General features: G+C 55.8%; 14 protein-coding genes, 2 tRNA genes and 2 pseudogenes. 8 read left to right on the top strand and 10 right to left on the bottom strand.

Features of this window, described 5'->3' with window-relative positions:
- Window positions 1-12 precede the first annotated feature (12 nt).
- From ACZ1G5_RS17990 to urtE, 7 genes and pseudogenes are all read left to right on the top strand, one after another.
- On the top strand, window positions 13-951 hold the full coding sequence (locus ACZ1G5_RS17990; protein WP_472734135.1) for an MBL fold metallo-hydrolase: 939 nt from the start codon (window positions 13-15) through the stop codon (window positions 949-951).
- A 37-nt stretch (window positions 952-988) separates the two neighbouring features.
- Window positions 989-1063, top strand: a tRNA-Asn gene (locus tag ACZ1G5_RS17985).
- 388 nt (window positions 1064-1451) lie between these two features.
- Window positions 1452-2732, top strand: a complete 1281-nt coding sequence (gene urtA / locus ACZ1G5_RS17980; RefSeq protein WP_472734134.1) for an urea ABC transporter substrate-binding protein — start codon at window positions 1452-1454, stop codon at window positions 2730-2732.
- Between the two features lie 69 nt (window positions 2733-2801).
- The gene (gene urtB / locus ACZ1G5_RS17975) at window positions 2802-4742 is read left to right on the top strand and encodes an urea ABC transporter permease subunit UrtB (RefSeq protein ID WP_472734133.1); all 1941 of its coding nucleotides are present in this window, start codon (window positions 2802-2804) and stop codon (window positions 4740-4742) included.
- 4 nt (window positions 4743-4746) lie between these two features.
- Entirely contained in the window at window positions 4747-5913 is a 1167-nt protein-coding gene (urtC, locus tag ACZ1G5_RS17970) for an urea ABC transporter permease subunit UrtC (protein ID WP_472734132.1), read from the top strand.
- Window positions 5910-6659, top strand: a complete 750-nt coding sequence (gene urtD / locus ACZ1G5_RS17965) for an urea ABC transporter ATP-binding protein UrtD (RefSeq protein WP_472734131.1) — start codon at window positions 5910-5912, stop codon at window positions 6657-6659. The genes urtC and urtD overlap by 4 nt, the downstream gene beginning before the upstream one ends.
- A pseudogene (gene urtE, locus ACZ1G5_RS17960) lies at window positions 6652-7346 on the top strand (urea ABC transporter ATP-binding subunit UrtE). The gene urtD and the pseudogene urtE overlap by 8 nt, the downstream one beginning before the upstream one ends.
- A 351-nt stretch (window positions 7347-7697) precedes the next feature.
- Here the strand turns inward: urtE and ACZ1G5_RS17955 are convergent.
- Complete coding sequence (locus ACZ1G5_RS17955; protein ID WP_472734130.1) at window positions 7698-10073, bottom strand: methyl-accepting chemotaxis protein; 2376 nt, start codon at window positions 10071-10073, stop codon at window positions 7698-7700.
- A gap of 110 nt (window positions 10074-10183) precedes the next feature.
- Window positions 10184-10273, bottom strand: a tRNA-Ser gene (locus ACZ1G5_RS17950).
- Window positions 10274-10401: 128 nt separating this feature from the next.
- Between ACZ1G5_RS17950 and ACZ1G5_RS17945 the strand changes: the two genes are divergently transcribed.
- The gene (locus tag ACZ1G5_RS17945) at window positions 10402-11547 is read left to right on the top strand and encodes an AI-2E family transporter (protein WP_472734129.1); all 1146 of its coding nucleotides are present in this window, start codon (window positions 10402-10404) and stop codon (window positions 11545-11547) included.
- On the opposite strand, the gene ACZ1G5_RS17940 is transcribed toward ACZ1G5_RS17945, so the two are convergent.
- The 8 genes and pseudogenes from ACZ1G5_RS17940 to ACZ1G5_RS17905 all read right to left on the bottom strand — a co-directional run bounded on the left by ACZ1G5_RS17940 (window position 11544) and on the right by ACZ1G5_RS17905 (window position 20682).
- Window positions 11544-12194: a M35 family metalloendopeptidase gene (locus ACZ1G5_RS17940; protein ID WP_472734128.1), complete on the bottom strand. Its 651-nt coding sequence runs from the start codon at window positions 12192-12194 to the stop codon at window positions 11544-11546. The genes ACZ1G5_RS17945 and ACZ1G5_RS17940 overlap by 4 nt on opposite strands.
- Window positions 12195-12198: 4 nt before the next feature.
- Complete coding sequence (locus ACZ1G5_RS17935) at window positions 12199-12915, bottom strand: alanyl-tRNA editing protein (protein WP_472734127.1); 717 nt, start codon at window positions 12913-12915, stop codon at window positions 12199-12201.
- The gene (locus ACZ1G5_RS17930; protein WP_472734126.1) at window positions 12912-15263 is read right to left on the bottom strand and encodes a DUF3772 domain-containing protein; all 2352 of its coding nucleotides are present in this window, start codon (window positions 15261-15263) and stop codon (window positions 12912-12914) included. The genes ACZ1G5_RS17935 and ACZ1G5_RS17930 overlap by 4 nt, the downstream gene beginning before the upstream one ends.
- Window positions 15260-16288 (bottom strand): cysteine synthase A, encoded by a 1029-nt coding sequence (locus tag ACZ1G5_RS17925; RefSeq protein WP_472734125.1) that lies wholly within the window; start codon window positions 16286-16288, stop codon window positions 15260-15262. Before ACZ1G5_RS17925 ends, ACZ1G5_RS17930 begins: the two co-directional genes overlap by 4 nt.
- Window positions 16289-16340: 52 nt before the next feature.
- The gene (locus tag ACZ1G5_RS17920) at window positions 16341-17447 is read right to left on the bottom strand and encodes an NUDIX domain-containing protein (protein ID WP_472734124.1); all 1107 of its coding nucleotides are present in this window, start codon (window positions 17445-17447) and stop codon (window positions 16341-16343) included.
- 3 nt (window positions 17448-17450) lie between these two features.
- Complete coding sequence (locus ACZ1G5_RS17915) at window positions 17451-17891, bottom strand: TrgA family protein (RefSeq protein WP_472734123.1); 441 nt, start codon at window positions 17889-17891, stop codon at window positions 17451-17453.
- A 36-nt stretch (window positions 17892-17927) separates the two neighbouring features.
- Window positions 17928-19135: pseudogene (locus tag ACZ1G5_RS17910) on the bottom strand (class I SAM-dependent methyltransferase).
- A gap of 128 nt (window positions 19136-19263) precedes the next feature.
- Window positions 19264-20682 carry a cryptochrome/photolyase family protein gene (locus ACZ1G5_RS17905; protein ID WP_472734122.1) on the bottom strand — a complete coding sequence of 473 codons (1419 nt, stop codon included), beginning with the start codon at window positions 20680-20682 and terminating at the stop codon, window positions 19264-19266.
- Between the last annotated feature and the right edge of the window lie 19 nt (window positions 20683-20701).

Raw genomic sequence — 20701 nt, 5'->3', positions numbered from 1 at the left:
AAAGCGTATGTGATGATTGATTTCGCCCCCGTCGCCGGACAGCCGCTAGAATTGGCACAAGACCTGTCGCTTGTGCTGGCGCCAAACCCTTCGCCAATGACATACCTTGGCACCAACAGTTACATTCTTGGTCAACGTGATCTTGCTATCATCGATCCCGGCCCGGATGATCCCAGGCATCTGGCGGCGCTTATGTCGGCCATTGATGACCGCCCGGTTTCTCATATCCTGCTGACACATAGCCATGTTGACCATTCACCGCTGGCATCTGAACTGTCCGACCGGACAGGCGCGCCGATCTATGCATTTGGTGACAGCGCGGCGGGCCGCAGCAAGATCATGACGGCCCTATCCAAAGATGGCCTTGCTGGCGGTGGTGAAGGTATCGATCACAGTTTTAAACCACATCATCTACTACGCGATGGCGACATCATAGAAGAGACCTGGGGTCGGGTTTCCGTTCTGCATACCCCCGGCCATATCGGAAATCATTTGTGTTTTTGCTGGAACGGGGCAGTTTTTACAGGCGATCATGTCATGGGTTGGGCCAGTTCGCTGGTCTCTCCGCCTGATGGCGATCTGACCGATTTCATGGCGTCTTGCGCGCGATTGAAGTCGGTTGACGCAGACATCTACTATCCCGGACATGGTGCGCCCATCACGGATCCGAAGGCACGTATCGAATGGCTCATCGCCCATCGCACCACCCGCGAGGCGCAAATCTTGGCGGTCCTTGCAGACGGAAAAGAGACAATCGGCGCAGTGACGCAGGCCATCTACACAGATGCCCCCGCCGCCCTTCTTGGTGCTGCGGAACGTAACGTCTTTGCCCATCTCATAGACCTGCATCAGCGCGGACAAGTCAGTGCGACACCGCATCTGTCGACGGCCGCACGCTTTGCCCTGACTTCGCAAACAGAACTTTCGCACAAACAGCATAAAACCCCCTAGACGTCCCGGAATCGCGTTGCTATATGGGCGCGAGTGTTCCGACGTAGCTCAGCGGTAGAGCAGTTGACTGTTAATCAATTGGTCGTAGGTTCGATCCCTACCGTCGGAGCCAAATCACCCCAAACTTTGGAAAAGTGAGCTGCGTCGCGCATAGATGCTGCCGAAAATTGTCGCAGAGATTGTATCGTTTTCTGCGATTCACGTCTTCAAAGCGATCACAAATCGGGCATAATTCCAAAAATTAGGCAACTTATTGAGCGGTTGCCGCTGCTTTGCCTTCCGAAGCGGCAGATACTCTTGCCGATCTTCAGACAATGGCGTCCGTTGTGCGTGCTCGAAAAAGAGTTTCGACGTCGCGCGACGGACCGTCTTGGCAGATCAACTCCGCCACGCGACTACAACATCACTGTTGCGGGTTCACCCTATCTTGGTTGACTTGCCGTTGGAAAGCGCAGCCGCGCCGCATCAACGACCCGCAGCGACAATGGGGACGACGACCTATGACTATGAAAACCACTGCTTTTGCTTTGACGGCCTTGCTTGGCACCACCGCGATTGCTGCCGCTGAATGTGCTGATCCAATCAAGGTGGGTGTTCTACACTCACTCTCCGGGACAATGGCGATTTCCGAAACAACGCTGAAGGATACGATGGAGCTGCTGATTGAGAACCAGAATGCGGCAGGCGGTCTTTTGGGCTGCGAAATTGAAGCAGTCGTTGTTGACCCTGCCTCTGATTGGCCGCTGTTTGCAGAAAAAGCGCGCGAATTGCTGACCGTCAGCGAAGTTGACGTGATTTTCGGCAGCTGGACATCTGTGAGCCGCAAATCGGCCCTGCCTGTTCTGGAAGAGTTGAACGGGCTGATGTTCTATCCTGTGCAGTATGAGGGCGAAGAAAGTTCGCGCAACGTGTTTTACACTGGAGCAGCACCAAACCAGCAAGCGATCCCCGCAACGGACTATTTCCTTGAAGAACTTGGTGTTGAGAAATTCGCGTTGCTGGGCACAGACTACGTATACCCGCGCACGACGAACAACATTCTGGAGGCCTACCTTCAGGATAACGGCATTCCTGCCGAAGACATCTTTGTGAACTACACACCTTTCGGTCACTCCGACTGGGCCACAATCGTGGCTGACGTTGTCGCCCTTGGTGCCGACGGTAAGCAGGTCGGCGTGATCTCAACCATCAACGGCGACGCCAACATTGGCTTCTACAAGGAGCTAGCTGCTGCCGGCATCTCGGCCGATGATATCCCGGTTGTTGCCTTCTCGGTTGGTGAAGAAGAACTGTCCGGTTTGGATACATCTGACCTTGTCGGTCACCTCGCCGCCTGGAACTATTTCCAATCCGCTGAGTCCGACCTGAACGACGAATGGGTCGCAGCATGGAAAGCCAAGATGGGCGAAGAGCGTGTGACCAATGACCCGATGGAGGCCCACTTTATCGGCTTCAACATGTGGGTGAATGCGGTGACAGAGGCAGGCACGACAGACGTCGATGCAGTCCGCGAAGCGATGTACGGGCAGGAATTCCCGAACCTGACCGGTGGTACCGCGGTGATGCTGCCCAATCACCACCTCGCCAAACCTGTGCTGATCGGTGAGATCACAGCCGACGGTCAGTTCGACATCATCAGCCAGACAGCCGAAGTGCCGGGTGATGCTTGGACAGACTATCTGCCAGAATCCGCGATCTTGAAGTCGGACTGGCAGGAATTGGGTTGCGGTATGTACAACACCGAGACCGAGACCTGCGTCCAGCTGACCTCGAACTACTAAACCTCAAACAGAGCGGGGCGCCCTTGTGCCCCGCTCAATCTGCTGCCTGACAGATCGGCCCGAATACCCATGTTTCGACTGCTATCACTAGCGCTCGCGCTCTTGCTGACCCTTCCTGCAACGGTGTCAGCGCAATCCCTTCAAGACATTCTGCAAACCCACCAGGACGAGGTCCTGCAACCCGGACGCCGTAGTGTCGGTGTGGTACTGGAGGATCTGGTCGCCAGCGGGCTGCCACAGGCCCTGCCCTTTCTGGAAAGCTGGCGCGACCGCGAGATCGTACAACGTGACAACGACGGGTTGTTTTTCCGCATGGTGGAAGACGGCGACACTGTTACCTTGGAAGACCTCGACACCGGCGAAACCCTGACTGCCAGCGACGACGATCTGACCGAGTCTCGCCCAAACGGTGGTGTGCGACGCGCCATTGGCGACGCACTGGTGCAGTTCCAATTATCTGACCCCGACATTGCCAAACGCCAAGCGGCGGTTGAAGCGATTGAACGCAGCATGGACGCCAGCCAACTGGCGCCGTTGACTGCGTCAATAGAAGGCGAACCCGATGACGCGTTGAAGGAAACCAAAGCCCGCCTTGCAGGCATGTTGGGCGCGCTATTTGCTGACACAACAGACGCGCGGGTTGCCGCGATTGAGGCGCTGTCTGGTGATCTGTCCGTAGATGTGCGTGCTGTATTGAATACCATTCTTGCAAGCTCTGAAACCGTGGCACCGACGATCGCCGACGACGTCAACGTCGCGCAAATGCTGATCGTGGGCGAGGACCTGACCGAGACTGAAGCCTACACCCGCCTTGTTCTGGCAGACCTCGCAGCCCCTTTAATCACGGCGACACAGATCCGCGATGCGCTGATCGCTAACATTGATGGGGACGCCGTGGCGGGCATCTCAGTCGCGACCCTTGGCACCGATGCCGCCCGCGCGCTGGCCTACGACCTGCTTGCCGCAGATGACATCGTCCCGCCCCGCGTCGATGAAACGACACAGGCCGACGCTATCGCCGCGCATAGTTTCTTTGTGCAATACGCCGAGCCTGACCCGGCCGTCACCGACGCGGCGCGCACGGCTCTGACCGCCATTGAGACCAAAGTAAGCTTCAGCCAAAGCGTTGATCTTGGCCTCGACGCCCTGTCGCTTGCCTCGATCTACTTTCTTGCCGCCATCGGCCTTGCCATCACCTTCGGCGTCATGGGCGTGATCAACATGGCCCATGGTGAGTTCATCATGATGGGTGCCTATACCGGCTTTGTCGTACAGCAATTCGTCCCCGATTATACGCTGTCGATCATCATCGCCCTGCCCTTGGCCTTTGCTATCACCTTTGGTGCGGGCGTGTTGATGGAACGCACCGTGATCCGCCATCTATATCATCGCCCGCTGGAAACCCTGCTTGCGACCTTTGGTATTTCTATCGCGCTACAACAGCTGGCCAAGAACATTTTTGGCACCCAAGCCCGCCCGCTGACATCGCCAGAATGGCTGGATGGGGCGTTGGTGTTCAACGATGTGATCGCCATCAGCTATATCCGTATCGCGATTTTCGTCATGGCACTGATTTTCCTGGCGCTCATCCTTTTCGTGCTCAAACGCACCCGACTGGGACTAGAGGTGCGCGCTGTGACCCAAAACCCCGGTATGGCGGCGTCTATGGGGATCAACCCTGACAAGATCAACATGCTGACCTTCGGCCTTGGGTCCGGCATCGCCGGGATCGCGGGTGTGGCCATCGGGCTTTATGCCAAGGTCACGTCCGAGATGGGAGCAGACTACATCGTGCAAAGCTTCATGACCGTCGTGGTTGGCGGTGTTGGCAACGTCTGGGGCACGCTTGCGGGCGCATCGCTGATCGGCTTCCTGCAAAAAGGGATCGAATGGTTGAACCCGTCCAATACGCTCGCGGCCCAGACCTATATGATCCTGTTTATCATCCTATTCATTCAATTCCGGCCCAAGGGCATTGTCGCCCTCAAAGGCCGTGCGGCGGCGGATTAAACCCATGCAAAGATCATTCCTTGCCCAAAACCCATCCGTGCTTTGGTTTATTTCGATCCTCGCTGTTTTTACCGTCGCGGTCACGCTGATGTCTGAGGTGACAGGGATTGATCTGATCTCAACCTCATTCGTGAAAACGCTGGGCAAAACCCTGTGTCTTTGCCTCGTTGCGATCGCGATGGATGTCGTCTGGGGTTATTGTGGAATCCTGTCACTAGGGCATTTCGCGTTCTTTGGGATTGGTGGCTATGCCATCGGCATGTGGCTGATGTATGCCCGCACAGAAGGAATCGTAATCGAAAGCCTTGCCGGGCAGCCCATCCCGCCCACCCCGCAAGAGGTATCGGATGCCATCGGCAACCAGATTTTCGGCGTTGTCGGCAGTTCGGAATTCCCGCTGATCTGGAGTTTCGCGGACAGCCTGTTCCTCCAACTTTTGATGGTGGTACTGGTGCCGGGCTTGCTGGCGCTGGTTTTTGGTTGGCTGGCGTTCCGTAGCCGCGTCACGGGGGTTTACCTGTCGATCCTGACGCAAGCGATGACGCTGGCCCTTGCGCTTTACTTGTTCCAGAACGACAGCGGTTTGCGCGGCAACAACGGCCTGTCCGGACTGCAGAATATCCCCGGATATCAAGACGTCAGCCAAGCAACTGTTTCCATCATCTTTTTCATCGCCTCTGCTGTGGCGCTGGGAGCGGGATATGTATTCTTTGCGTGGATCGTGTCGGGCAAGATGGGCAGCGTCGTCAAAGGTATCCGCGATAACGAAGCTCGCGTGCGCTTTCTGGGCTACCATGTGGAAAGCTATAAACTGTTTATCTTCACGACCACCGCCGTTGTCGCGGGCATCGCTGGCGCGCTTTATTACCCGCAAGCAGGCATCATCAACCCCGGAGAGATTGCACCGATCGCATCAATCTACCTGGCTGTCTGGGTCGCTATCGGCGGACGTGGGCGACTGTACGGGGCGGTCATCGGAGCGGCCTTTGTCTCACTGCTCTCAAGCTGGTTCACCGGCGGCGGCGCCCCCGACATCAACCTTGGGTTCTATGTGATCCAATGGACAGACTGGTGGCTGGTGCTGCTCGGCGTTTCCTTCGTCGCAGTTACGCTGTTCTTCCCCAAAGGCATCGGCGGTCTCTTTGATTATTTGGTGAGGAAACCACAATGAGCATGCTGCTAGAGGTGTCTGGTGTCAGCGTTACCTTTGACGGGTTCCGAGCCATCAACAACCTGTCGATCAACTTTGCGCCGACAGAATTGCGGGCGATTATCGGGCCAAATGGTGCGGGAAAGACAACATTCATGGACATCGTCACGGGTAAGACAAAGCCCAATGAGGGTCAGGTGATATGGGGGGACCGGAATATCTCATTACTCGGAATGTCCGAGAGCCAAATCGCGCGTGAGGGGATCGGGCGAAAATTTCAAAAGCCGACCGTGTTTGAGGCGCAGACCGTGCGCCAAAACCTTGCAATGGCCCTAAAGACACCACGTGGACCATTCGCCGTTCTGATGCATAAAAAGACCAAAACCAACGCTATCAGGATCGAGGCCGTGGCCGAGCAGATTGGCCTGTCCAACAGCCTGACCCGTGTGGCAGGTGAGCTTAGCCACGGCGAAAAGCAGTGGCTTGAAATCGGCATGCTGCTGGCTCAGGAACCGCGCCTGATGTTGGTTGACGAACCGGCCGCCGGGATGACACCGGAAGAGCGTGAAAAGACAACTGATATCTTGAAGGAGGCCGCCAAGACGCGTGCCGTCGTCGTTGTTGAACATGACATGGAGTTTGTGCGCCGTCTGGATTGCAAGGTGACTGTGCTGCATGAAGGTTCCGTCTTGGCCGAGGGCAGCTTGGATCACGTGACATCGAACCAAACCGTCATCGACGTCTACTTGGGGCGCGCGCATGCTTGAAGCAAAAAATATCGACCTCAAATATGGTCAGAGCCAGATCCTCTTTGATGTATCACTTGATGCCCAAGCCGGCCAGATCACCGCTGTGATGGGCAACAACGGCGTGGGCAAGACCAGCCTGCTGAAAGCTATCTCAGGACGGCACCCGATCACAGCCGGGATCGCATCTGTTGATGCCGCAGCAGTACAACTAACCTCCGCCTACCACGCGGCGCGCGCAGGCATCGCCTACGTGCCGCAAGGCCGCGAGGTCTTTCCGATGATGACGGTGCTGGAAAATCTGGAAACCGGCTTTGCCTGCCTACCCAAGACGGATCACCATATCCCGGATCTGATCTTCACACTCTTCCCTGTCCTGAAAGAGATGCAGTCGCGCCGTGGGGGGATTTGTCGGGTGGACAGCAGCAACAATTGGCGATTGCGCGGGCTCTGATCACACGGCCAAAGGTGTTGCTGCTGGACGAACCAACAGAAGGCATTCAGCCCAATGTCATCCAACAAATCGGTGAGGCGTTAAGAACACTGCGAAACCAGGGTGAGATGGCGATCGTCCTTGTCGAGCAAAACGCTGATTTTGCCTACAGGATCGCAGACGATTTCGTCGTCATTGAACAGGGTCGCGTCAAACGAACTGCCGCCAAGGCCGCGTACAGCAAGGATGCCTTGATGGCCGACCTTGCGCTTTGATCTGGGCTGCGATGACTATTGGGACGGGTTATCAGTTCACACCCGATGCACCGCCCTCTGTGACGTTCAGAAGCATGCACCAAATACGCCTTCCTATCGCAGACATCACCGAAAACGATAAAATTGCACCACCTTCATTCGGGACTGCTGCGCGCAGGCTGATCACAATGAGCTGCGCTCAATCTGCGGGTCCCCGGATCTGAACAGCGGCACCACCGTCGAGCCTGATTTTGCTTGCGTCCTTAGCCTGATCAGGCATGTGTTGCAGATCTGATGCGCATCTTCGTCACGGCCAACCGTCGGTCAAAGACGTAGACACGCGTGCCATCAATCGCTGCCCGCGCAGCCAGTCTAGAAGTCCTGCCAGATGTTTTCACTGGCGGCAGTCGCGCTGCCACCTGTCGCTGCGATTTGACGTTTTGCTGGCAGCGGTGCCGGATCTGCAACAATTGGCTCGCGGGCTGGTTTCGGGACAAATTGGGCAACATCGTCGACGACCGTCGTCGCCGCGCCGGCACCATGCTTGAGCTGAAACCGGGTAACCAGATCGGTCATTTCAGCAGCGTCGCTGTTCAGCGCATGACTTCCCGCACTCGCCTCTTCGACCATTGCAGCGTTTTGCTGGGTTACCTTGTCCAATTGGGTGACACCAATATTGATTTCACCCAACCCGATGGACTGTTCCTCTGCACCTGATGCAATCTCAGCAACAAGATCAGAGATATGGTTGATATGACCTGCAATTTTTGTCAGTACCTCACCGGCCTGTCCAACCAGGCTGACCCCACGTTCGACCTGTCCGGAACTTTCACCAATGAGACCCTTAATCTGTTTTGCGGCGTCAGACGACCGTTGCGCAAGGGCACGGACTTCGGACGCGACCACCGCAAAGCCACGGCCTGCTTCACCTGCTCGCGCCGCCTCTACGCCTGCATTGAGAGCCAGAAGGTTGGTTTGAAATGCAATGTCGTCGATCACACCGATGATTTGAGAAATCTCCTCGGATGAACTTTCAATCTCGGTCATTGCTGAAACAGCATTTGTCACGACGGGTTCGCTGTCAATGGCATCCTGGCGCGCACTGCCAACGACCTCTTTGACCTGGCGCGCACCGTCCGCCGCCGATTTGACGCTTGCGGTCAGCTCATCCAACGCGGCTGCGGTTTGCTCCAGGGTTGCCGCTTGATTTTCAGTGCGCCGCGACAGGTCGTCTGATGATTTACTCATGTTATCAGACCGTTGCCGGATGGACCCCGCCTTAATAACAACTGACCCAATCGTTTCGTTCAGGTTTTCTACGGTGCGATTATAGTCCTGCCGCAATTGATCATACTCTCCGTGAAACGGCGTCGTGATGGTTTGCTTCAGATCACCGTCGGCCAGTTTCCCAAGCGCGACGCTCAATCGATTGACAACCTGAACCTGCTTGGCTTGCAAGGCTTGTCGATCCTCTTCTGCCGCATCCGATGCTTGCAGCTTGTCGCGAAACTCCTCCAACGCGATGAACAGGGTACCTATTTCATCACCACGATCTTTTTCAACAAGATCAACATTGTAGTGCTTTTCCGATACGCTTTTCATCGACGCTCCGAGAGCAGCAAGGGGGTTCACAACAGACCGCGCAGTCAACCAGCCCAGAAATGCCCCGATCCCTGCAACCGCCAATGTGATCGCAATCATCTTGTTGCGGACCCGTATGACCGGGGCCTCCACCTCCGCCAGCTCCATTTCTGCAATAACGGCCCATTGCACGTCGAATACATCAAGCGTCAGACCTTTCGCCAACACCGATGCACCGTCCAGACCGGTGGCCTCATCATCAAAGGACGCCCCCATGTCCAGAACAGCCTGGGCCTTTTCCAAATCTGACACATCACGCAACACCGCGCCTTCCGGGTCGAAACGCGATGCGCTGCGGGTCGTCAGGTCGGGACCCACAACATAGACATCGCCTGTCGTACCCAGCCCAGTCAAACTAGCCGTTATGGCGTTAATCTGGTCGGTGGGCATCTGGACAGCCGCAACGCCAATAATCTCGCCCATGCCGCCAACAACAGGTGTCGAAAGAAACGATGCCGGCGCGCCACCGCTCGGCGCATACGGCGCATAGTCAGCGAAATAGGTACTTCCCGCGGTTCCATTTACAGCTAGTCGAAATGCCTGACCAAGCCCGCTGTCAGCATAAGGTCCATCAACAAAATTTGTCGCATAGTCTGTTTCCTTAAATACCGAATAAACCAAATCGCCATCGAGGTTGAAGAGGAATACATCATAGTATCCAGCCGCATCTTTGATCTGCCGAAAATACGGGTGATATTGACCATGTTGAAAATGATACGGGACCGACCCTTCGGCCTGATCGAGCCTGTCTTTCTCGCCAACCGGGTTTGGGTTTTCCGTGATATAGGCGGCCTGCAAGCCAGCACTGTCAATCATAAGGTTGTAAGAGCTTGAGAACGACCCGATCGCGGCCACGAAACTGGGATCGGTGCCAAACGAAGCAACATCGCTGTCGATGTTCGCAAACCATGCTGAAAGTGCAGCACCCCGACTTTCTGTGAGCACGCGTAAATTCTTGCGGGCGTCTTGCGTCACCGCGGCTCTGAAATCAAGGTACCCAACGACAGCAATGCTGACACTCGCTGCAATGCAAAGGATTCCGATAATTGCCGGAAGTTTTCGTGACAGCTGAATAGCAGGTAGTGACGCCATAATGACCTCAAACATTTGTGTCTAGTTTGGGCCGTTGTGGGCGTTTGAGTTTAATATCAGCTTAAGCAGGAACGAACACGCAATGGTAACCGACAAACGAACTGGCGCTTACAGCTACAAAGGAGTGGCGGACAGACAGGGATTCGAACCCTGGAGACGGTCTCCCGCCTACACACTTTCCAGGCGTGCGCCTTCGACCACTCGGCCACCTGTCCGTGGCGTGCGTTTAGCCTTATCTGCCCTGCCAATGCAAGACCCCACACATATGTTTGTGAGGCCTCTTTACGGCCACCCCCTGCCCGCCCTACAAACGAGACTTCGATGACAAGAGACCGCAACGCCCATGCTGCATGATCCGCCGAAAACCGGCAAAGCTGAAAGGCCAAGCAAAACAACCCGTGTGCAAACAGGGGCGCTTGTTATCATTGCGTTTGCCGTCGTGCTTTTCCTATTGGTTCAGGCGCGGTTTGTGCTGATCTCGTTGGCGACGGCCATTATCCTTTTCAGTCTGACAAGTGATGTGATCAATGTGATTGCGCGGCAACGCATTGGGCCTTTTCGGGTACCAAACGCATTGGCCAGCATTGCGGCGATGGGCATCATCACCACAGCCCTGCTCATCTTGACCTCTATCTTGCTTGCGCAGGTCAACACTGTGTTGGTGACAACACTTTCTTATGCCGATCGGGCACCATCAGCTGTGGCTTCGCTGTTTACATGGTTGGGCGATGACAGCCAGTTGGCGATATCAAATGCTTTGCGTTCGGTTGATGTGTCCAGCTATCTGCGCGGTGCCGCCAGTCAGGCAAGCGGCATCATGCAAGCAACGGTGCTGGTGATCCTGTTCGTCGGCTTTCTGTTCGCGGAACGAATCTGGTTCCAGACTAAACTGCTCAGCCTCTCGGGAGACGAAGCGCAGGCAGAGCGCAATGGCAAGATTATTCAATCCATCATTCACCGGGTGAACTATTATCTTCTGGTCAAGACGGTGATCAGTGCGATCACAGGCGCGATGATCTATGTTCTGGCCCGTGCGTTCGACATTGAGCTTGCGACATCCATCGGGATTCTGACGTTTGTGCTGAATTTCATTCCCAACATTGGGTCCATCATCGCGACTGCATTGATCGCGCTTGTTGCCCATGTTGAGCTGGGTGACCCGACAACAACATTGGCTGTGTTCAGCATCGCAGGCATCATCCAATTCATAAACGGGAGCATCATTGATCCGATGTTGATGGGTCGCGCACTGCGCTTGTCATCCTTTGGTATTATCCTGTCACTGGCCTTTTGGGGCGCTGTTTGGGGGATCCCGGGAATGTTCCTATCGGTGCCAATCATGGTGATGATGATGGTGGTTTGCAGCCATGTTCCCGGCCTGCGCCCCTTTGCGGTGCTATTGTCGCGCGAAGGTCTGCCTGAGTCCGAAAAAATGCTCGACCAACCGATCGAGCGCGATCTCTTTGGCCAGGACCTGACACGGGACTAGCGGTTGGCGCGCGGTGCTGGCGGTGGCTTGTCTGCCAGCGGTTGGCGGGCGTAGTAGGTCACATCTTCAGTATAGTACTGATAGCTGTCCGCATTTTCGATTGCGCGCCGCGCATCATCTTGCGCCATCCGAGAACAGTCGATCCGCGAATAGCAATGGTCATCCGTGTCGGCAACCAGTCGGAAATGCGACACCTCGTGAATGATCGTACCTTCACGGGTTCCGTTGTCACTGCGCCGGTCCCCAGGCTGCAATGCGGTCAGCGGCGGCAGGTCAAAAAATGAGGGGCACAGATGCATCAAATATGGCTCATCCGAAAAGACCCAAGCATATTCACCAGCACTGCACCCATCATCAGAGATCGTATGACACTGTGCAGTGACGCCGCCACCGCGCAAGGCTGTTACGATAGCCTTTAGGCTTGTACGGACTTCTTCGGCATTGGCCTGCGAATAGTCCCCAAACCAGCGTTGAAAGTCGTTGTCGTCCCCAACTGCGACAGCGGCCTTTAGGGTCAAATCTTTGGCCGTGGCAATCGCATCAGCTATGGTCCGGGATTGCCCGGCGCTGCACCCTGCATAGCTCTCTGCCGTGGCGGGATGCGCGAGGCACATGAAAGCAGCGGTGATTATCGAAACGGTACGCAAGTCACTACTCCAAATGCAGATAGACGCGCCTGTTCTGACGGCCTTTCTTTTCGACTTTGCCAATACGAACGCGTCCAATCTCTTGCGTGTTTGACACGTGAGTACCGCCGCATGGTTGAAGATCGGCAGTTTCCGCCCCAACGCCGATCCGCACGAGGCGAATCTTACCACTGCCACGCGGTGGTTGCACAGACATCGTTTTGACCAAATCAGGCTGCGCATCAAGTTCCGCCTCTGTAATCCACTCCTCGGTCACAGCCATGTTGCAGCCAATCAGTCGATTTAGGTCGTCTTCGAGGGCCGCTTTGTCCTCGGGCGCGTCGGGCATATCAAAGTCCAACCGCCCTTTCTCGGCCCCAATGGACCCGCCAGACACCGGCAACGGAATGATCACCGACAACAGGTGCAACGCCGTGTGCACGCGCATATGGCGGTACCGGCGGTCCCAGTTCAGTATCTGCGTCACCTCTTGGCCCACATCGGGCAAACCAGCAGGCTCTGCCGGAACAAGCACAATGCTGTCCCCCTCACCCTTCACGGTCGTCGCAATCTCAATTTCGCCACCATCCCACCGGAGCGTTCCACTATCACCCGGCTGACCACCCGACGTGGGATAGAAGACCGTCCCATTCGTTACGATCCCACCCTCAGACGTGATGGAGATCACTTTGCCCTTGGCTTCCTTCGCATAGGGGTCATCGCGGAACATCAGCTCGGTCATGGCGCGGGTATATCCTTCAATACTTCTGGATTGCGCAGCCAGATATCACGCTGTGCAAAAGGTATTTCAATGCCGGCAGCGCTAAATTGCTTGGCAATCTCGTGGTTCATTTCGGACTTTGTGACCAAAACATAGTTAACGTCGCGCAAGATCGCGCGGATTTCAAAATCAAGCGAGTCTGCACCAAACCCCTGGAACAGCACCGCAGGCGGCGGCGACATCACGACCAGCGGGTGCGCTTCCGCTATGCCGCGCAGTATTTCGGTGACCTTGTCGACATCACTGCCATACGCCACCCCGACAGGAACGATCACGCGCCCAACCAAATTACCACGTGTCCAGTTTGTCACCTGCCCGCTGACCAAATCGGCGTTGGGAATAATCACATCCGTGCGGTCAAACGTCTCGATCCGCGTCGAGCGGACCGAGATCGCGCGAACATAGCCCATTTGACCACCCACTTCGATCCAGTCACCTTCGCTAACCGGTCGTTCAATCAACAAAATGATCCCCGAAACAAAATTCGACACAATATTTTGCAGACCAAAGCCGATCCCGACGGACAATGCACCAGCTACAATTGCAAGGTTTGACAGATCAATGCCCGCACTGGTGATGGCAATCAGCGCCGCAAGAATAATGCCAACATATCCAAAACCGGCAACAATCGCGTTTTGCCCACCCAGATCCAACCTTGTACGCGGCAAGACCGATTTGCGCAGCGTACCTTGTATGAAGCGGGTCAAGACATACCCAACGGCAAATACCGCGACGAAAGTCAGAAAATCAGTTGGTGAAATCCGGCTTTCCCCAATCGCAAACCCCTCGCGGAACCGTGCCCAGACTTCGGTCAAGTCATTGACACGCGCGCCCCAGATCAGCGCAAAGATCGGCAAGCTTAATAAATACAGCACAAAGGCCACAAACACGGGGATCAGCGCATAAATGCCGCGATAGTCGTCGTCGCTTTCTTTGGGTTGCGCCATGTCTTGCACGATCCGTTGCAGCAAGAAAAGAACACCGATCAGGGCGACGGACAAGATCGACGGAGACAACAAGGCAACCCCTGCGGTCGCGTACCCGAAGGCCGCGATCAATGGCGCCACAATCGCGACCACGGTGCAAAATCTGCCAATCAAGCCCCGCATCCGACCAGCCGAGACAACGGCATCGTCACGCTCTTTCGGCTTTGTTGCAATCACACGTCCAAGACACCAAAATAAGAGACCCAGCACAGCAAGCACAGGCCATGCAAACGCGGCCTGCGCGCCCGGCGACATATCCATTGTTTGCAAGCCCGCGCCAGCAATCGCGCCAAAGGCCAGAACCCACGAAATAGCGCTGCTATAGCGTCGCCCCGACGCCCGGGTCTGCGCGTCATATTCAAGATAGCCAGCGGCAGCGCCAGCAGGAAAAATATGCCGCGACAACCACCATCCAAAAATGACAAATGCGCCAGCAACAGGGATAGCACCGACAACGTCACCACCGCGAAGCCCAAAGATATCAAGCGATTGCAGCGCTTCGGTCAGTGCAAGCAAACCGACCAGCGGTACGATGATCTGCACCAATGACAGCAAAAACAGAACGAGCGGACGCCAATAGCTGGTCCGGGCCGCAAACTGCCCCCGCCACCGCGTGACCAGCCGCCGACCCGCACCCAAAAGACCAACCCCAACAATCAGCAAGACCAACGCACGCGGCAGGACTTGTCCGAACTGACCTGACTCCATACGGACCCTCAGTCCTGCTACGGTCTCAACACCGATGATTTCGATCAATCCCCAAAAGGCCGTGACGGCTGCTGCCAGATGTGTGGGGTTCAAAGGTGAAGGTCCGCGAACCGTCAGCGCGTCGGCCTGCTGTTGTAAAGATTGCGCGTCAAATTCGCCGATAAGTCCATTCGCACGCGCAAACGCCTCTTGTGCCAGCAGCTGGGGTGCAATCAAGTCAAGACGTTGTTGTTCGAGCGCCGCACGACGTGCTGCAACCGCCTCCGCCTCTTCGCCGCTTTCAGGAGCCGGCCCCAACGCTGCCATTTGCGCATCAACCGTCGCGAGCCGTCCAGAATTCACCGTGGTCTCAGCAAAGAATTGATCGCGCCACACAACAAGTTCGGCGCGTAACCTACTGACAGCAAAGGCAGATGCGTTATCTTTGCTCGCCAGTTCTTCCGCGCGCCGTGCAAGCCGTTCAAAACCATCATCGACCGCTTCAGCGTCGCCCTGCACAACAAAGTCTTCGGCCGCGTCAGTGATCGGAGTTTCTGCCTCCTGGGCGACCATGCTCGCCGGTGCCAACACCACGAAACACGCACATAATAGGATGGCGAAGAGGTGGCGGGTCATTCGTCCTCAAACACCGTCGGCACGTTCACCTCTGCCTCTATCCAGGCAGGAACCGGCAATCCTTTGTCACGCAAGAAGGCCGGATTGTAGATCTTCGACTGATAGCGTGTCCCGTAGTCACAAAGGATCGTGACGATCGTGTGTCCAGGGCCCAAGTCGCGGGCCAATCGCATCGCACCGGCGATATTGATCCCCGTGGATCCGCCCATGCAAAGGCCTTCGTTCTGCAAAAGATCAAAGATGATCGGCAAAGCTTCGGCATCGGGCACCTTGTAGGTGAAATCTGGGCTAAAGCCTTCAAGATTTGCCGTGATCCGACCTTGCCCGATCCCCTCACTGATCGAGTTACCGGCTGGCGGCACTTCGTCGGTATAAAGCTTGTAGAGCCCCGAACCATCCGGGTCTGTCAAACCAACCTTCACGCCTTTAGGCTGCAAAACCGTCGCGACCCCTGCCAAGGTCCCCCCCGACCCGCACGCACAGGTGAAGCCGTCGATGTTTCCGTCGGTTTGGTCCCAAATTTCGGGACCTGTCGTTTCGATATGGGCCTGGCGGTTGGCCGTATTGTCAAACTGGTTTGCCCAAACTGCGCCATTTGGTTCAGTCTTGTTCAGCTCTACGGCCAATCGGGCAGAGTATTTCACGTAGTTGTTGGGGTTGGCAAACGGGACAGCCGGCACTTCAACCAGACGCGCGCCCGCCACACGGATCATATCCTTCTTTTCCTGACTTTGGGTGTCGGGGATGACGATAACCGTTTTGAATCCCATGGAGGCACCAACCAGCGCCAACCCAATGCCAGTATTGCCTGCCGTACCTTCGACAATCGTGCCCCCGGGTTTCAGATCACCCCGCGCGATAGCGTCTTTGATCATGAACAGGGCAGCGCGATCCTTGACCGATTGGCCCGGGTTAAGAAACTCCGCTTTACCGAGAATAGTACATCCCGTAGCCTCGGAGGCGGCCCGCAGCTTGATCAAAGGTGTGTTGCCAACGGCCTCCGCAAGATCATTCTTGATTGTCATGTAGCAGGCCTTTCATTCTATTATATCTGTTTAGAACCGCACCCGGCTGACATCAAGTCAAACGGTCCTTGTGGCGCAACAGCCAATGCAACAAAAATAGCGCCGGGCCGACATTGATCTCGCCATTATCGGCAAGTGCCAGCGCTTCATCGAACCCCATCGTATGAAGCCGCAAATCTTCTCCCTCGTCGGGTAATCCACCTAAGTACGTCCCCGTCCGAGGCAGATCGCATAAACCCACGAAGGTGTAAAAATAGTCCGTGGTGGACCCAGGTGAAGCGTAGAACGACCCGGCAGGTTCCAGCCTGTCAATCTCTATCGCTGCTTCTTCTTTGCATTCGCGCAAAGCTGTCTGCTGTGGTGTCTCGCGGGCGTCAATGATCCCGGCAACCGGTTCCAGCACCCAGGGGTTCGGATCAAATCGCAACCGCGGGCCAAGGCGCGCCTGTTCAACAAACAGCACACGGTCGCGCACCGGGTCGTATGGTAGCACAATCGCCGCATCAATGCCGATGAAACCCTCGCGCACTTGGGTATCAGACTGATCGCCTGAAAACGTCCGATGAGAGACTTCAACGCTTTGAAATCGAAAGAACTGTCCGGCAGGCCGACCCGAATTTTTCACGACAAAATCACCCGCACCGGGCGCAAATCTTCGCGTCGCTGGTGTCTTGGCAGCACGGTGCTTGGACCATGCACGCGCCTCGATCATCGGCCACATCGCGCGAAGTTGGGCCTGAGATGGCAGCGGATCGTGCGCAAAAAGCTCTGTCGCGGCCAAAAGTGCGGGGGCAAGATGATCTTTCTCCCACTCCGCCAGCGACCAATCCCCCGGGTCCGCCGTCAGACCAGCTGGCGGGATGTAGCATTTAACGTCTCTTGGACCGTCACCAGAATCGGCCGTGACATCTTCCAACGTATACCCAAAGGCCCCCTCATAAAGATCAAGGCGCTGGCATTGCGCATCAGACAGATTTTCAAAGATCAGACCTTCAGCGACGCTGTCTGCCTCAGATGCGATAAAGGGAACGACGTTTCCCGCGACACGACACACCCGAACGTGTGGCAGAGTCGCGGGGACTGCGCTTCCCGTCTCACCACCTGCCACAGCAGCCATTAGGCCCTGCGACCGCAGCGTCCCATACACAAAAATATCCATGATTTACGGGTAACGCTGACCAAAGAATTCGGCAAACCACGCGCAGATGACCGCACCAATCAGCAATGTCGCAATTAAGGGGATGTCATAGAAGAATTGCCCGAATTCCAGCATCAGGTTGAACACATCCACCAAAGCGTCCATCGGGCCATCATAGCGCAACCGCGTCGCATTCACGATCATCTGGTTGAAAGCGACAACAAATAAAAGGCAAAAACCCATTGCGAAACCGCACGTCAGCCCAACGCCAATGGCCGGGTTATAGCCGTTGCCCGCACGACTGCCGCAGATTTTCCAACCGATGATCAGACTGATAAATGCGCTGGCCGGCAGCCAATAATCGGGTGCATTGGACTCCGGGAAAAACTCAATCGAAACACCACCAAGGTACCACCCGAAAAGGGCGAAAACGATGGCACCGGCAAGACGTCCAGCTGTTGGCATGGCACTGCGACCTTCTTTTGACGCACGCGGCCTGTTTTATGCGGTCCGCGTCACGGTAATCTGCGTTACGTCGCAGTTTCTGCTATCAAATGTCGCTGCACAAGAGGTCAGATAAAAATCCCACATCCGCTTGAACCGATCATCAAAGCCCAACGCGGCAACTTGGTCCCATTTTTCGTTAAATGTTTCGTGCCAGCGCCGCAATGTCAGGCCATAGCTTTTGCCAAACTCGATTGACCCAGACACGTTTAACCCTGCCTTTTCAATCTCTTGTCGCAAAACAGTCGGTCCAGGAAGCATACCGCCCGGGAAGATATACTTCTGAATGAAGTCCACGCCTTTGCGGTAACTTTCAAACCGTTCGTCCTTCACCGTGATGATCTGAAGTGTTGCGTGTTTGCCCGGTTTGAGGCGCTCACGCACGGTTTCAAAGTAGGTCGGCCAGTATTGTTCGCCCACCGCTTCAAACATCTCAATGCTGGCAATGCCGTCATAGACGCCCTTTTCGTCGCGGTAGTCCTGCATCTTGATCTCGACCATATCGGACAATCCGGCCTTGGCCATCCGATCAACGGCGTAGTCATGTTGTTCCTGACTGATGGTTAGGCCTGTGACCTTGATGCCGCGTTCCTTGGCGGCATATTCAGCAAAGCCCCCCAGCCGCAACCAATCTCAAGCACATGGTCGCCTGATTTCGCGCCCATCTGATCAACCATGCTGGCATATTTGGCGGTTTGAGCAGCTTCGGTGCTTTCCTGCCCCGTTTCAAAAATCGCGGATGAATAGGTCATCGTATCATCTAGCCAAAGCCCGTAAAATTCGTTGCCCAGATCATAGTGATAGCTGATGTTCTTGCGTGCTTGGGTCTTGGAATTGCGCTGCATCCAAAACCGCAAGCGCTCATAGGCCCGAACCAAGGTCTGTGCAGGAAAGCCGTCGTAGATGTGATCAGCGTCATCATGCATAAAATCCATCACCGCCATCAGATCTGGGGTGGTCCACCAGCGATCCAGATATGCCTCCGAAAACCCCATGTCCCCTTCGCGCACAGTGCGGGCAAACAAATCGTCATTGTGCACATGAACCTCGGCGACATAGCCCGGCTCCGGCCCCTCTGCGCGGAAATGGCGGCCGTCTGGTAGGATGATGTCAACGCGGCCTTTCCGTAAATCCTTAATCTGGTCGAATACGCGGCCGAAATAGCGTGGCAGCCCTGTCTGGCCCTCGGTACTGGTTAAGATCATCTGTCTTCCTGTCGTCTTTTCTTGTGCGCGATGCTGAACCAGCACGCTTTGTTATCGTTGAAGTTAACCTTTGATACGTTGAAGTCACGGAAAACGTTCAAATTTAGCGATAACTTACCCTACGGCATCTAGAACCCACGGTTCTGATAAGCGTCCAAGGCGCGGGTTCGGCCAACGTCTGCCGGGACAATTGGATCCGGATAGCGATCACCGGCGTGCATGTTCCAACCCAGCGGTATCATATCATAATAAGACAATGCCGTCTCGCTGGGCTGCTTGGTCCCCTGCGCGATCCATTTTTTGATGTAAGCGCGATCCTTATCGAACTTGTCCAGCTGCGTGACGGGGTTGAACACACGAAAGTAGGGCGTCGCATCCGGACCAGAGCCTGATGACCACTGCCAGCCCATTCCATTGCTGCAAGGATCCCAATCTATCAGGCAATCGGCAAACCAGTTCATCCCGATCTTCCAGTCGCAAAGCAAATGTTTGGTCAGGTAGGACGCGACAATCATGCGGCCGCGATTGTGCATGACACCAGTGACATACATCTCGCGCATGGCGGCATCGACAAACCGGATGCCAGTCCGCCCCTGTTTCCATGCCAACACCTCTGGGTGGGTCTCGTCCGTATTCCAGGGAAACGCGTCCCAGTCCTCTTTCCAATTGTCGCGGACAATCCGGGGCGTGTGATAGCCAAGATGATACGCAAACTCGCGCCAGACAAGCTCTTTCAAGAACACCTCAGCATCGGCTTTTCCGTCGCTCAACGCCTTCCATCCAGCGTGCCAACAGGTCCGTGGGCTGATCTCTCCGTAAGTGAGGTTTTCTGACAGGCCGGATGTGCCTTTCACGCCAGGAATATCACGGTTCTTGACGTAGCTGTGCACGTGGTTGGCGACAAATGCGCCAAGCCGGCCCAAAGCCGCAGCCTCGCCAACCATGCAATGGCTGGTCAGGATGGCAGCACCGCGGCGCATTGCGACACCCATCTGCCAGTCAGTCAAATCATCAGAGTTGGGCCATGTGTCTGGAACCGGTATCGCGCCCGGTGCAGGCAAGGCGCTTGGTACATCCCTATCCCTGACGGACTTCCACATCGGCGTGTAGACTTTGTAGAACCCGCCGGTCTTGGTCTCGACCGTCCAAGGCTCAAACAAGACATGTCCAGTATGGCTTTGTGCATCAATGCCGTCATCCTTCAGGGCCGCCTTGATCGGCTTATCCTGCGCGACACTATCAGGGTCATACTGACGCGACCAATAGACGGCCCCTGCCTCCGTTTCCGCAATCAGCTTACGCAACTGTTGCAGCGCATCACCGCGTCGCAGGATCAATTGGCTGCCTTTGTCCGCAAGTGATTTGGCTAAATCGGCCACTGACAGTCCCAAGCGCATCTTGGGCGCCGCCCCCAATCCCGCCACCAGACCATCATAGATAAACACAGGAATGACCGGATGGCCGCTGGCGCAGGCCGCTGTCAGGGCTTCATGATCGCCAAGGCGCAAATCGCGCCGGAACCACATCAGAATAGGGGATTTGCTCATCAGACCTCCGCGCAGGACG

The organism is Yoonia sp. JB2-21 (assembly GCF_055693545.1).
The sequence above is the reverse complement of the archived record's forward strand: the minus strand, read 5'-3'. Positions and strand labels throughout refer to the sequence as shown.

Bases quoted from the DNA above. Each gene is read 5' to 3' on its own strand.
- ACZ1G5_RS17930 (WP_472734126.1), bottom strand. From the start codon at position 15,263: ATGACCCGCCACCTCTTCGCCATCCTATTATGTGCGTGTTTCGTGGTG.
- ACZ1G5_RS17920 (WP_472734124.1), bottom strand. From the start codon at position 17,447: ATGGATATTTTTGTGTATGGGACGCTGCGGTCGCAGGGCCTAATGGCT.
- urtC (WP_472734132.1), top strand. From the start codon at position 4,747: ATGCAAAGATCATTCCTTGCCCAAAACCCATCCGTGCTTTGGTTTATT.
- ACZ1G5_RS17915 (WP_472734123.1), bottom strand. From the start codon at position 17,891: ATGCCAACAGCTGGACGTCTTGCCGGTGCCATCGTTTTCGCCCTTTTC.
- urtB (WP_472734133.1), top strand. From the start codon at position 2,802: ATGTTTCGACTGCTATCACTAGCGCTCGCGCTCTTGCTGACCCTTCCT.
- ACZ1G5_RS17925 (WP_472734125.1), bottom strand. From the start codon at position 16,288: ATGACAATCAAGAATGATCTTGCGGAGGCCGTTGGCAACACACCTTTG.
- ACZ1G5_RS17990 (WP_472734135.1), top strand. From the start codon at position 13: ATGATTGATTTCGCCCCCGTCGCCGGACAGCCGCTAGAATTGGCACAA.
- ACZ1G5_RS17955 (WP_472734130.1), bottom strand. From the start codon at position 10,073: ATGTTTGAGGTCATTATGGCGTCACTACCTGCTATTCAGCTGTCACGA.
- ACZ1G5_RS17945 (WP_472734129.1), top strand. From the start codon at position 10,402: ATGCTGCATGATCCGCCGAAAACCGGCAAAGCTGAAAGGCCAAGCAAA.
- ACZ1G5_RS17935 (WP_472734127.1), bottom strand. From the start codon at position 12,915: ATGACCGAGCTGATGTTCCGCGATGACCCCTATGCGAAGGAAGCCAAG.
- ACZ1G5_RS17905 (WP_472734122.1), bottom strand. From the start codon at position 20,682: ATGAGCAAATCCCCTATTCTGATGTGGTTCCGGCGCGATTTGCGCCTT.
- urtA (WP_472734134.1), top strand. From the start codon at position 1,452: ATGACTATGAAAACCACTGCTTTTGCTTTGACGGCCTTGCTTGGCACC.
- urtD (WP_472734131.1), top strand. From the start codon at position 5,910: ATGAGCATGCTGCTAGAGGTGTCTGGTGTCAGCGTTACCTTTGACGGG.